Origin of the sequence: Anoxybacillus sp. P3H1B, from assembly GCF_001560855.1 — a bacterium.
GTDB lineage: Bacteria > Bacillota > Bacilli > Bacillales > Anoxybacillaceae > Anoxybacteroides > Anoxybacteroides rupiense.
Window position 1 is genome coordinate 47,197 of record NZ_LPUG01000010.1, and the last position, 12,929, is coordinate 60,125.

The window sequence follows — 12,929 nt, forward strand, 5'->3', positions numbered from 1 at the left end:
TTGCTGCGGTTTATCGGCAAGCTTTTTTATTTTGCATGCAAAGTTTCTTGCAAAGTGGGGAAGATATCATTAGGTTTGCTATTTTGTTTGACTCCATTATTTTGAATTTCAAAGGAGAGTGAAACATGATGAAAATGAGATGGATTTTTTGGGTGTTAGCGCTCATGCTTATGCTTCCAACAGGAGCGTTAGCGGAACAAAGAGAGCCTGGCATGGCGGCAGGAGCCCGAGCATTTGCAGGGCATATGTTCAAACATGGAGAACTGGATGAACAAAAATGGCTGGAAATTGTAAAAAAATATACACCGAATCAAGCTGCAGAATGGCAAAAGATTCTTAATGAACGAAAAGAACTAAGAAAGCAACTGCAAAGCGAAGAAGTGCAAAAGGCCCTGCAAGCAAAACATGCAGAGATGAAAAAGAAAAGAGAAGCGGAGTTTGACCAATTAATTGACCGTCTTGCCAATAAAGAAATAACCAAACAGCAGTTCAAAAAAGAATGGAAGAAGTTACATAAACATAAGAGATGGATGACAAAAGCAGAAAGGCAAAAATTGTATAAGCTTCATCATCAAACGCATGAGGCAATGAAGAAAAATGATCAACAGGCCCTTTCTTCCTTGCTTCCACAATGGTTGGAGCATATGAAGAAAGAAAATGAGCGTTTGGCTAAATGGATTCAAGAAGCGACACAAAAATAATATAGGCCATTTGTAGTGACATCTAAGCTAGCTCTTGCAAGGAAAATCTTCCTCAATAAAAGCGCGCCTGCGCCTTTCATAAGGAGGATTCCTGCGCAAGAGCATTTTTATTTGGCAAGGAGACAAGCAAAACAGCGGTTGTAAATATCAAAAATACGGAAAAAATAACTAGGATGCAAATGAAGAAATAATTGAAACGGTCTTTTCGCTTCTTAATAAAAAAGAAATTCGTGTTTACTCGATTTGTTTGGTATTGTTGGGCTGGTCTCGACACCGATATAGATACTATAATGGAGAAAAAAGGCCAAGAGTTTCTATGCGGCCGTTTTTGGCAAAGGAGAAATTCGTATGGGATATCCGGTGATGCTGCATATCGCCAATCAACACGTTGTTGTCATTGGTGGGGGGAGGGTGGCCGAACGGAAAATAAAAGGTTTGCTGGAGGCGGAAGCAAAAATTACGGTTGTCGCTCCTTCTGCTACAGGGGGGATTCAACAGTTAGCGGCAGCCGGAGCACTCGTTTGGCGCCGAAAAACATTTTCTCCTGACGATATTAAAGAAGCGTGGATGGTGATTGCGGCCACGAATAATCGAGAAGTAAATGAAGCGGTGGCCGCCGCAGCGGAGCCTTATCAACTGATTAACATTGCCGATGATCCAGAGCGGTCTAATTTTCATGTTCCGGCGGTGGTAAGGCGTGGCCGATTGACGATCGCTGTTTCAACAGGAGGAGCGAGCCCGACTGTCGCCCAGCAAATCCGCCGTCAGCTTGCGGAACAATATGATGAAGATTGTGGACGGTATATCGAGTTTCTTTACGAGTGCCGCCAATTTATTTTGCGGAATGTAAGCGATGAGCGAATACGAAAAAAATTGTTTAAGGCGATTGCCCAGGAATCGTTCCGCAAGAAGGGAAATTGGGAAGAAGAGTTCCACCGACTTTTAGAAATGACCTTATAAATGAGAAGAAAACCTGTTTGAATGAATAAATCTTCGAAAAAAGTGAAAGAGGGATAAGTTTTTTAACATTCTTCAGTCGATTCATCTCCCACTTCTAAATCTTGCGAAGCTTGATGAAAGTGGGAGATGAATCGACTTCGGACAAGGACAGGCTTTTGCCTGTTCAATTGTCTGACCCTGTGGTAAAATAAACCTATGTCGTTCTTTCATAACTGGATATAGGAGGTTGCATGGAGAAAATAAAATGCGAAAACCAAGCGGATCCTTCCATGCGTAAAATATCCAAGGTACAAAAGAACTCCGAATTGTCGGACATCTAGGGTTGGAACGACCCGAAGTCACGCTCAGGGAGACGAAAGGCGGCTTTCGTCGTGGAACTGAGAAGCTCCCACTTCAAGCTTTAGCTAAGTGGTGAGTAGTTCACCAGCTTTCCCAAGTCTCCTATCTTCAAGGAGCGGGAAGGGCGACAGCCCAGTGAGCAGGGGAGATGAATGTCGGTGATCGCCAATCGATAGGATCCTCTATCGTTCAAACGGACCCCTTCGGAACGAAGGAAAGCGTAGGGGGGGATTGTGTGTGGCTTACCGTTCAGCGGACACGCGCAAGTCGCTTGAAACTCCCTCTTCTAAGCGAAGCGTAGGTGGTGGGTAAGTTCACGCAGGCCGTCTTTCAGAAAGGCGGACCTGCTTTTCTTTTCTAATTTTCCCATTTGTACGTCCAAAACCGCTCCGTTTTCAGCCATTCTAACGCGTCACCGCCGCGTTTAGAAGCAGCGCTCATCAATCCTTCTGTTTGGGAACGGTGTGCTTGAATGGCGGCGATTTTTTTATCAATGACTGCGCTGACATCACGGACGATATCAGGTTTTCCCAAGTCTTGTTCGCAATTTTTAGCAAATGCGACACAATGGACAATTGGCCGCTCTTCTTTTGGAATTCGCTGGACGGCGTGAATGACAGCTGCCCCGCATGCGTCATGGTCAGGATGAACGCTATAGCCAGGGTAAAACGTGATGATTAAAGATGGATTCGTTTCTGCTATAATAGCGCTAATGCGATCAGCGATCAGTTCTTCATCTTCAAATTCAATCGTTTTGTCACGGAAGCCGAGCAAGCGCAAATCGTCAATGCCAATCGCTTCGCATGCCGCTTTTAACTCTTGTTTGCGAATGAGCGGCAACGTCTCACGGTTAGCAAAGGGAGGAGTTCCCATGTTGCGTCCCATTTCTCCAAGAGTAAGGCAAGCATATGTGATCGGAGTGCCTTTTTCTGCATGCATGGCCAGTGTGCCGGAAACACCAAATGCTTCATCATCTGGATGGGGAAATACAACAAGTACATGTCTTTCCATTTTCATCCCTCCTTAAAAAGGTTCATGGCTCAATTGTAGAGCAACTGCGAGCTTCCCTTCATAATCATGGCCGGCAAGCAAAAGCTGCCCTTTGTCAGTCATCTCCCAATCTGTTAACCCTTCTGCATATATCCAGCCCAACTCCAGCTTTAATCCGATACGGTAAGGTCCTTTGCCAACGATTTTTCCATGGCTGAAACGGATTCGTCCGTTGCGGATGTATGCACCTGCTGAGAAAAATCCTTCGTTATGATGGGCAGCGTATGCCCCGTTTGTTGTTTCTAAATGCAAGTACACGTCTTGACCTTTGAACTGATTCAAGACGGTTTGTACCTCTTCAATACGAATCGGCTGCAAAAAAATCCCTCCTCGAACATCGTTTTTATTATTGTACATGAAAGCTAGACATAAAAGAAAATATTTCGTCCGCAAGACGTTTGCAAGGAAGCGGTGAAAAAATAGACCATATCGATAAAGAGCGTGCCCATTTCATATCATCCACCGAGAAGCCTCCCACTTCTAAACGAAGTGTATAGGTGAGAGAGATTCATAGATGATGATTGATGGATGCTTTGATTCCAGCAAACCTATGAGGAAAGACTAGGGATCAATTTGTAATTTTGAGGCTGCAGCGAGAGAAGGTGTCGTTCCATTTACGTGCTTGTTTGGGTTTTTTGTTGTATAATATCTAAAAATAGAGAAAATGCGAAAAATATGGCTTCATAGGTTTAGAAACTTGCACCAATTGAGTGATAGGAGAGGTGATTTGGATGAGTTTTCAAGGAAATGGTGTAACGTTTTTAAACATTGATGGTGCATATGTTTCGCAGCCATGCCTTCGTCGGCTGCCGCACGAATGGATTGATTTAATGGACGTGGCACATACCAACCTATATTGTGAGCAAGCCTCTTTATGCGAGTTGGAAAGGCGCATCCAAACATGCAGAAACCTTGTGTTTATTGGCAGCGGTAATTACCACTATATCTCATATTTACTGATGAAAAGAATCCAAGAACCGTTTACGCTCATTTTGTTTGACAATCATACCGATATAGGGAATGGGACGGATCATGAACAAATCATCTCCTGCGGTTCGTGGGTTTCTTATGCTCTGGAGCTTCCTTTACTGCAAAGAGCCGTGATTGTCGGACCTACACGGTGGCAGTCTTCTCTTTTTTCTTCTGAGACCATTGTCTTGTCAAACAATATCGTTTCTCCGAATCTTCTTTTATCCCATATTCAAACAGAGAATGTATACATTAGCATTGATAAAGATGTTCTTCGCGAGGAGGATGCCATGACCAATTGGGATCACGGAACGATGCCGCTTTCCGCTTTGATTGGCTGTCTGCAAGAGTTGTTTGTTCATAAAAATGTGGTAGGGATCGATATATGCGGCGAGTATCCGCAAGCTTCCATTTATCCATTCGATCCAGTGAGTCGGGAGGCGGTTCGCAAAAATGAGCATGCGAACATGTGCATTGCTCATAACTGTTTGTACGATCCGCAGCCTACAACTTTTATTATCCAATAAATGGTAATACAATAGCGCCCGGTGCTGGGAAACAACCGGGCTGTTTTTAATAAATAATGCGAAATGTTTTTTCGTTTGGAATAGGATCGATGGATTGAATATCTAAATGGGTCACTTTCGAAAACGGAGAGCCCTGGCGAATTTTATCAATAAATAGATGAATTCGCTCTTCATGTCCTTGCGCTTCCAGTTCTACCGTTCCATCCTCATTATTTTTTACCCATCCGGTTAAATCCCATTTTAATGCTTCATGTTGTGCATAATAGCGAAAGCCGACGCCTTGGACGCGGCCATGAACGATCACATGCAATCGCTTCATTCCTATTGCTCCCCCTCCTTGTATGTCCCCTATCTATCATCATACACGAGAAGAGGGATTTTCCATACTCATATAAATGTCCAGACCAAAAAATTTTTCTTTAATTGAAAGAAGAAAAATACGCCTTTATTGATATGGAGGAATGAAGCATTTTCCACATCGATGAAACTTGCTGCTGTTCGACTTGTTTACGACCGTCCTTTTTTGATAGGACCTTCGTTTATATATCAATCGGATTGGAAAGGAACTTTTCAAACTCCGATCGTTAACCGAGAATATTTTTGTAGCTTTTCTTTAATAAGCTCCTTAAGAAAAGGATGATACCCTAAATAGCCGCATAAGACCCATTGCTGGTCGGAAGAAGTAAGAGAGCGCAGCCGCTGTTCGATTTTTTTCATTAACACTCCGGTAAACAGTAAATAAGGGACGACGAAAATCGTTTGATAAGAGGATTGCTTAGCTGCTTGTAAGGCATCCTCCAGCGATGGTGCGGCTGCAGCAAGAAAGCATACGTCAACACGGGAGACGTTTGTTTTTTGCTGCAACATGCCGGCGATTGTTTTCATCGCACTTTTTGTGTCGGGATCGCTGCTTCCACGGGCAACAAGAAGAATCATGGCACGCTCATGAAGCGAAACAGCGCTCTCCATCATTCGTTCGATGATGATGGAAACCATTTTTTCATGGATGCCGAACGGTTCATCTAATAAAATTTGCAAAAAAGGGTAGCGCTGTCTTGCTTTTTGGATGGCCTCTGGAATATCTTGCTTCACATGTCCAGCGGCAAGTAGCAAAATAGGAATGACAATGATGCTTGTTGCCCCTTTTTTTACGCAAATTTCGATTCCTGTTGCGATATCAGGGTCTGCCAATTCAATAAAACAAATTTCTTGAATCGGGAAATCGGTCGACATTTTGCACTGTTCAACAAAAGCGATCGCTTCTTCGCAAGCTTTCGCTAGACGGCTTCCATGACAAACATATAAAACAGCCTGCATAAGCGCCTCCTTAAAATGCTTCGTTAGCAAACGATGATGCTTGGAATCTTAATTGCTCGAACCATTGAATTTTTTCTCGCAGGGCGACAACCTCGCCTATGATAATCATGCTTGGATTTTCGATTTGTTTTTGTTGAACAGCTTCGACAATTGTTTCAAGAGTGGCTGTCACGGTTTTTTGTTCGTACAGCGTGCCCCATTGGATCACGGCTGCAGGAGTGGATGGCGCTTTTCCGTATTTGATTAACTGATCGCGAATATATGGAAGATTGCTGATGCCCATATAAATAGCGATCGTGTCAATTCCTTTGGCAAGACTTTCCCATTTGATTTCTTCTTGGCTATCGGCACGCTGATGGCCTGTAATAAAGGCGACGCTTGAGCTGAAGTCGCGATGGGTCACAGGAATGCCGGCATAAGCGGCTGCAGCGATACCGGACGTAATACCAGGAACGATTTCAAAGTCAATGCCATGCTTGGCCAGCATCTCGGCTTCTTCGCCGCCGCGGCCGAATACGAATGGATCTCCACCTTTTAATCGTACAACGATTTTTCCTTTCTTCGCATGGCGCACAAGGAAATGATTGATGGTTTCCTGCTGCATAGTATGATAGCCGGGGAGTTTTCCACAAAAAATCAATTCTGCTTCTTTTTTGGCATATGTCAGCAGTTCTTCATTAATAAGGCGATCATATAAAATCACATCTGCTTTTTGGATGCACATTAATCCTTTGACGGTAATTAGTTCTGGATCGCCGGGACCTGCTCCGACCAAATACACTTTTCCCATCCTTCCGTTCAGCCCTTTCTGTTTAAGCATTCTTCTATTGCTGCACATGAATTTCGTCTTTGTCAATTGGCCAAAACGCCTGCAAACATATTGGCTGCTTCATTTGTCTATTATTGAATGAATGGACAAGTTAGCGCCAAGTTTTAAAGTATTGGCATGATAAAGATGAGCGTTAAACTTGCTTCATCTGATCTTTCTAACACAGGTGTGTTAGTGAGTGATTTTGTATCACTCGTCGTACGGCTAGCTTGGGTGGCGAGGTTCATTGTAAACAACGAACCCCCCGCCTCGGCGAATGAGTTTTTTCTCATGCAGCGAAATATCGATAAAATCAGGAACCTTCAGAAAATGTTTTTCAAGCTCTACTTCGACAAGACGAAACGCTTGCTCGTCACTGCTGGCAGCAATGACGAGATAGATGGTGTTTGTTTGCGTTGTTACTTCAAAGCGATATAAATACATCGGCGCCACCTTCATGCAACTGTGCTGAAATTCGTTAAAATGCGATCCAATTCTGCCTGCAACGCTTCAATGCCGACGCGATTAAAGTAATCAAGAAATGTCTCGCCAGGCAGCTTTGTTTCTTGAAAATAGGAGAACAGCAATACAAGCACTTCTTCGATTTGTTCTGCCGGGATCTTGCCTTTTAATTTTTCGTTAAATTTTCCGTCGTTTTGCAGCGTACCGCCTACATAAATTTCAAACGCCTCAACCATGCCTTTGTCTTTTGTTTTCATTTTGATCCCTTGAAGCCCGATATCGCCAATTTGTCTTTGACCGCAAGAGTTTGGACAGCCGACCATATGGATGCGCACGGGAACGTCAAGTTGTAAACGGCTATCTAAGTATTCTGCGACATGACGCATCCGCTCTTTTGTTTCAACCAATGCGAGATTGCAAAACTCTATGCCTGTGCAGGAAACGGAGTATCCAATGAACGTTTTTGGCCGCACGGTAATCCGCTCAAATATTTTTTCTTGAAGTACCGACTCTACATATGAATCTGGAATGTTGGGAATGACAAGATTTTGTGAGTTGCAAAAACGAACCTCGCCATTTCCATATTGGCGAGCTATTCTGGCAATCTCAAATACTTCATCGGCGCTGAGACGCCCAACCGGTACGTTAAAGCCGATATAGTTCAGCCCTTCCTGCTTTTGGCGGTGTACACCGTAAAAATAGCCGGCATTCCAGCCTTTTTGCACCGTTTCGCCTTTGGATGGCAGCAGACCTGTATATTCTAAAAGCTTTTCTTTAAATTTTTCCACTCCCCAATCAGCGACAAGGAATTTAAGACGCGAACGATGACGTTTTTCGCGATAGCCATAATCACGGAAAATAGTTGTAATAGCAATGGCGACCTCTTTTACGCGTTCTTGTTCTACAAATATATCAAGCAATTGGGCAAGATGCGGAGCCGACGACAACCCGCCTCCGACTTTTACATGGAAACCTAATACTTCTTGACCGTCGATGACTTTTTTGGCCGGTATAAAGGAAACACAGTGAATTTCAGCATTGGCTGCATTGTATACGTTGGCACTTATCGACATTTTATATTTGCGTGGTAAATTAGAAAAATCTTCATTGTGCTGGAAAAATTCATAGATTTCGCGAACAATATGCGTTGTGTCAAATAACTCGTCTGGGTCGATGCCAGCTAGGGGATTGCCGACAATGTTGCGAGTGATGTCACCGCATGCGCCGGCTGTCGATAGTCCGACACGCTTTAATCGTTCGAAAATATCGGGAATTTGTTCGATTTGCAGCCAATGGAATTGAACGGCCTGCCGTGTCGTGATATCAAATAGGCCACGCCCGTAATCGCGGGCAATCCCTGCTAATGCTTCAAGCTGTTCATTATTTAAAATGCCGGAAGGAACGCAGACGCGCATCATAAAATAGCCGGCTTCTTTGGGACGTTGTAAATATAATCCAGCCCATTTAAAATAATCCCAGTCTTCTTGAGGAATCGCGGCAAACCCTTCTTTTGCATAACGCGGGATCTCATCAAAAATTTTTAAACCGTCTTTTTCTAGCTTTTTTAATTCGGTTTTGTTCAGTTTTGGATTAGCAGCCCATGTTTTTTCGTACGCCATCTTTATAAATCCTCCTTAATAAAGTGTCGATCGCGTAAATAAGCAATCACTTGATCGGCACATTGATGAATGGAATGAAGGTGGGTGTCAATGATGAGTTCTGGTGCTTCCGGAGCTTCGTATGGCGAATCAATGCCGGTAAAGTTGCGAATTTCTCCGTTTCTAGCTTTTTGATATAGCCCTTTTGGATCGCGTTTTTCGCATTCCTCAAGCGGGCATTTTACGTAGATTTCGATAAATTCATCGCTTTCCACCAGCTCACGCACTAGCGTACGGTCTTGAGCGAAAGGGGAGATAAACGCTGTTAACACAAATTGCCCGCTGTCGACAAACAATTTGGCCACTTCGCCAATGCGGCGGATGTTTTCAGTACGGTCTTCAGCAGAGAATCCCAAGTCCTTGTTTAATCCATGGCGAACGTTATCTCCATCAAGCACATAATTTTGAATGCCGAGATCAAATAGCTTTTTAGAAACGGAGTTAGCCACTGTCGATTTTCCGGAGCCAGACAGCCCAGTGAACCATAAAATACAGCTATGATGGCCGTTGCGCTGGCGGCGTTCCTCCTTTGTCACGGCCGCCTGATGCCAAACAACGTTAGTGTTCAATGCGATTTCCTCCTTTGTTAGCGAGCGGAATGAGGGACTGCCAAACCCTTAATAAGCACTTGCACCACTTCTGGACGGCTGAATGTGCTGGGCGGTACTTGGCCGCTTCTCAACATTTCTCGTACTTTTGTTCCCGATAATACCACGTGATGTTCGCTGCTATGCGGACATGTTTTCGTTGAGGCCATTCCCTCGCATTTTGTACAATAAAAGCTATGTTCAAAAAATAATGGGGTAATGCCGAGATCTTCTGGAGAAAAGTTTAAGAAAATCTTTTGGGCATCATATGTGCCATAATAATTTCCAACGCCAGCGTGATCGCGTCCGACAATAAAGTGCGTGCAGCCGAAGTTTTTGCGCACCATCGCATGGAAAATGGCTTCCCGTGGCCCTGCATAGCGCATGGCTGCTTGAAAGACGCCAAGGAACACTCGATCCTTCGGATAGTAGTTTTCCAAAAGTACTTGATAGCTTTCCATGCGAATATCAGCTGGAATATCGTCGTCCTTTGTTTCGCCGACAAGCGGATTTAAAAATAGTCCATCGACGATTTCAAGTGCGCATTTTTGAATATATTCGTGAGCGCGATGCACAGGATTTCGCGTCTGAAAGCCAACAACGGTGTTCCAACCCAATTCAGCAAAGCGTTGGCGTGTCTCGGCTGGATCGAAATAAAAGGAAGCAAATCGTCCTTTGTTTGTTCGATTAACAAGGGTGATCGGTCCCCCGACGTAGACATTTGGTCTTTCGAATAATTTTTTGACTCCGGGATGATCCCAGTCCTCTGTTTGATAGACAAGAAGGGCTTCCTTTTGTTTATCGGGCACGTATAGCTCTTGAACTTCCATCACGCCGTATACGTGGCCGTTGTGGACAAGCTTTACCGTTTCGCCGACGGAAAGCTCAGCTGCTTTTTGTTCACTCACAGCAAGCGTAATCGGAATGCTCCAAACGATGCCATTAGCAAGGCGCATCGTTTTCACAACAGATTCGTAGTCTTCCTTTCCTAAAAATCCTGTTAGCGGGCTGTATGCGCCGGTACCGATAAGTTCAAGATCGCTTAATTCTGCATTGGACAGCTCAATTTTTTTCGTCACAGAGTGGAATGGATATTCCGGGTTCCAACGATTGATTAATGTACCGCCATGTGGGATGCTTAAGCTCATTTTCATTCCTCCTAAAATATAGTAAGTAGGGCCGCTATGGTTAGCAAGCGTTGTTAATGATTGATATCGCTTGTGTTTATAAAAGCGATAGGATAACTGTGATTTAATGTTAAATTCCTTCGCCATGTTCGTGCAAAGAGCGCTTTTCTTCTGTCGCTGTTTTTTTGAGACTGATGATTCCTAAGGTGGACAGAAAGACGCTAAAAATAGCAATAAACGTGTAAATATCGCTGTCCAGCAGTAATTTCACAAGACTATAAGCGATAACAAGAGAAAAAATAGGTGAAACAACCCAAACCTTTAACAGCTGAATAACAATTCGTTTTTGCCAAATGTACGTTCCTGTTTTGGCTGTTCCGATTCCGATAATAGCGGATGTGGTAATCTGCGTTAATGGAACTGGCAGACCGAAAAGGGAAGAAAGAATAACAAGGATGGCTCCTGTTCCTGAGATCGCGCATCCTTCAAACGGAGAAAAATGAATAATTTTTTTCCCGTTCGTTTCAAGCACGCGCCCGCCCAGTAAAACGGCTCCTAATGCTACAAATAAGCCGCCAAAAAAAGTGCCGGAATTCACTGAGATCAAATTGGCGCCGACGAGAGGGCCGACAGCGTTGGCCACGTTGTTCATTCCAGCTGAAAAAGCTTCAAAAAAGCCAGTCACAATTAACAAGGACATCAGGCTTTTTTTCCACATGCCCTGTTCAATGTAGGGATGTTTTTCTTTAAGCCGCAAAAACCATTTTCCAACGATAAAGGTAAAAGTAAAGGCGATGACTGGAATGATGATCCAAATGGAAACAATAAATAGAAGTTTAGAAAGATATAACGTTTGATAAGCCATGCCGGCACCGACGACAGCACCAACCGTAATTTCGCTTGTTGATAGTGGAATTCCTATCATGTTGGCCGCAAATAAGGAAATAGTCGAAGCTGCTAGAATAATCGTGACAATTTTAATCGTTAAAATGGACGAAGGGATGATGCCAGAACCAATTGTTTTCACGACTTCTCCTCCGCCAAGACTCCCTAGAAAAACACCGAGACCACAAAGAAGGAGGGCGATGGATTTCCGCTGAATGGCTCCTGAGCCATAGGCTACTCCCATCGCTGCGGCTGCTCCGCTAGCTCCGATATTCATGGCGAAAAAGAAGGAGACGGCAAAAGCAACGGCTAAAAGCATGTATGCCCCTCCTTATGATTCATGGAGGCCGCATTCGACTTTTCCGCGTCCAGCCCATCTGCCTGAACGCAAATCATTTGCATCAAGCGCAGGAGATGTGCACGGCTCACAGCCAATGCTTGGGTAGCCTTTATCATGAAGCTCGTTGTATGGCAGCTGATGTTTATAGACATAGTTCCATACGTCTTTCCAAGTCCAGTGAATCAGCGGACATATTTTAATAGATTGAAATTTTGGGTCTTTATTCAGAAATTCCACATGTCTCCGTGTGGAAGACTGCTCACGGCGCAATCCAGAAATCCAGGCTGGCACACCTGTCAAGACTTCGCGCAGCGGGATAATTTTGCGAATTTCACAGCAGCGATTTGGCTCCTGCACCCATAGTTGCTCTCCCATTTGTTCTGCCTGCTCTTCTAGCGATAGGCGCGGCTTTTTCATTACAATGCGAAGCGAAGGATATTTTTTTTGAACTTTTTCAATCGTTTCGTATGTTTCGCGAAAATGGAGACCCGTATCGAGAAAAACAACGGTTGCGTCCGGTTTAACTTTAGAGATTAGATCGATTAAGACGATGCCCTCAATACCGAAGCTACAGGCATAAACAACCTCATCTCCATAATGCTCATAAACCCATCGAATAACATCTAAGGCTCCTTTTGTTTCATTGTCAATTGAGAAGAATGGCATTTCTCCATTCCATGTGTCATAAGTCAGCAAGGTTGTTTCCTCCTTCATTTGGTGGTAAAAAAAGACAGTTTTCACCTTGCTCTGTACGATAGAAGGGAAAACCGCCTCTAGTTTGTCTAGTCAGCGCGCCTTATTATTTAATTCTTATCTTTTCGTTTTTTTCAAGTTGAATCACTTTGCCGTCTTGGATCACAAGCGTGATCGTGCCAAATTTCATTGACTGCAGCATTTCTTGTATTCTAGTAAAAATGGCAGCGATTTGCTGTTCATTTCCCATTGCGATTCCTCCTTAGTGTCAATAAATAAAAAAGCTTTCCATTTCGGAAAGACAAAGGAGGCTGCCTATTTCACCTTATCTCCCAAAATGGTTCCCATTTGGATGGACGTAGCACCTTGCTTCATGAATTTGAAGTAGGTTGCCGGGGTTCATTGGGCCAGTTCCCTCCCCCACTCTTGATAAGTATGTAATTGACTAAAATTTTAACATAATTCGAATAAATGTCAACCCGAGTTTTTCGATAGGAATTTATTTT

Annotated in this window: 15 protein-coding genes and 1 riboswitch; of the genes, 3 read left to right on the forward strand and 12 right to left on the reverse strand. The window is 43.8% G+C overall.

The window, feature by feature from the left end:
- The first annotated feature begins 128 nt into the window (after positions 1–128).
- Together AT864_RS03760 and AT864_RS03765 are read left to right on the forward strand one after the other, a co-directional pair.
- Positions 129–701, forward strand: coding sequence for a hypothetical protein (locus AT864_RS03760; protein WP_066146817.1), 573 nt, complete (start codon positions 129–131; stop codon positions 699–701).
- 348 nt (positions 702–1,049) lie between these two features.
- Positions 1,050–1,661 carry an NAD(P)-binding protein gene (locus tag AT864_RS03765; protein WP_066146656.1) on the forward strand — a complete coding sequence of 204 codons (612 nt, stop codon included), beginning with the start codon at positions 1,050–1,052 and terminating at the stop codon, positions 1,659–1,661.
- A gap of 696 nt (positions 1,662–2,357) precedes the next feature.
- On the opposite strand, the gene bshB2 is transcribed toward AT864_RS03765, so the two are convergent.
- Together bshB2 and AT864_RS03775 are read right to left on the reverse strand one after the other, a co-directional pair.
- Positions 2,358–3,011: a bacillithiol biosynthesis deacetylase BshB2 gene (gene bshB2, locus AT864_RS03770; RefSeq protein WP_044743867.1), complete on the reverse strand. Its 654-nt coding sequence runs from the start codon at positions 3,009–3,011 to the stop codon at positions 2,358–2,360.
- Between the two features lie 12 nt (positions 3,012–3,023).
- Entirely contained in the window at positions 3,024–3,368 is a 345-nt protein-coding gene (locus AT864_RS03775; protein ID WP_044743866.1) for a YojF family protein, read from the reverse strand.
- A gap of 413 nt (positions 3,369–3,781) precedes the next feature.
- Here AT864_RS03775 and AT864_RS03780 point away from each other — a divergent pair, with 413 nt between their 5' ends.
- Positions 3,782–4,546 (forward strand): arginase family protein, encoded by a 765-nt coding sequence (locus tag AT864_RS03780; RefSeq protein ID WP_066146658.1) that lies wholly within the window; start codon positions 3,782–3,784, stop codon positions 4,544–4,546.
- Between the two features lie 46 nt (positions 4,547–4,592).
- Here the strand turns inward: AT864_RS03780 and AT864_RS03785 are convergent, their stop codons facing one another.
- The 10 genes from AT864_RS03785 to AT864_RS17435 form a co-directional block, all read right to left on the reverse strand.
- A complete protein-coding gene (locus AT864_RS03785) occupies positions 4,593–4,865 on the reverse strand; it encodes an acylphosphatase (protein WP_044743864.1) in 273 nt (90 codons plus the stop codon).
- Positions 4,866–5,116: 251 nt separating this feature from the next.
- Positions 5,117–5,863: a sirohydrochlorin chelatase gene (locus tag AT864_RS03790; protein ID WP_066146661.1), complete on the reverse strand. Its 747-nt coding sequence runs from the start codon at positions 5,861–5,863 to the stop codon at positions 5,117–5,119.
- A gap of 10 nt (positions 5,864–5,873) precedes the next feature.
- Complete coding sequence (cobA, locus tag AT864_RS03795; protein WP_066146820.1) at positions 5,874–6,653, reverse strand: uroporphyrinogen-III C-methyltransferase; 780 nt, start codon at positions 6,651–6,653, stop codon at positions 5,874–5,876.
- Positions 6,654–6,896: 243 nt separating this feature from the next.
- Positions 6,897–7,115, reverse strand: coding sequence for a DUF3906 family protein (locus tag AT864_RS03800; RefSeq protein ID WP_066146664.1), 219 nt, complete (start codon positions 7,113–7,115; stop codon positions 6,897–6,899).
- An 11-nt stretch (positions 7,116–7,126) separates the two neighbouring features.
- Positions 7,127–8,752, reverse strand: coding sequence for a nitrite/sulfite reductase (locus tag AT864_RS03805; protein WP_066146667.1), 1,626 nt, complete (start codon positions 8,750–8,752; stop codon positions 7,127–7,129).
- A gap of 2 nt (positions 8,753–8,754) precedes the next feature.
- Complete coding sequence (cysC, locus tag AT864_RS03810; protein ID WP_066146670.1) at positions 8,755–9,360, reverse strand: adenylyl-sulfate kinase; 606 nt, start codon at positions 9,358–9,360, stop codon at positions 8,755–8,757.
- A gap of 17 nt (positions 9,361–9,377) precedes the next feature.
- Complete coding sequence (sat, locus tag AT864_RS03815; protein ID WP_066146672.1) at positions 9,378–10,526, reverse strand: sulfate adenylyltransferase; 1,149 nt, start codon at positions 10,524–10,526, stop codon at positions 9,378–9,380.
- A gap of 109 nt (positions 10,527–10,635) precedes the next feature.
- Entirely contained in the window at positions 10,636–11,709 is a 1,074-nt protein-coding gene (locus AT864_RS03820) for an inorganic phosphate transporter (RefSeq protein WP_066146675.1), read from the reverse strand.
- Between the two features lie 12 nt (positions 11,710–11,721).
- Positions 11,722–12,426 carry a phosphoadenylyl-sulfate reductase gene (locus AT864_RS03825; RefSeq protein WP_066146678.1) on the reverse strand — a complete coding sequence of 235 codons (705 nt, stop codon included), beginning with the start codon at positions 12,424–12,426 and terminating at the stop codon, positions 11,722–11,724.
- 103 nt (positions 12,427–12,529) lie between these two features.
- Positions 12,530–12,673: a YezD family protein gene (locus AT864_RS17435; protein ID WP_082063674.1), complete on the reverse strand. Its 144-nt coding sequence runs from the start codon at positions 12,671–12,673 to the stop codon at positions 12,530–12,532.
- Positions 12,674–12,745: 72 nt separating this feature from the next.
- Positions 12,746–12,859, reverse strand: a riboswitch (SAM riboswitch).
- Between the last annotated feature and the right edge of the window lie 70 nt (positions 12,860–12,929).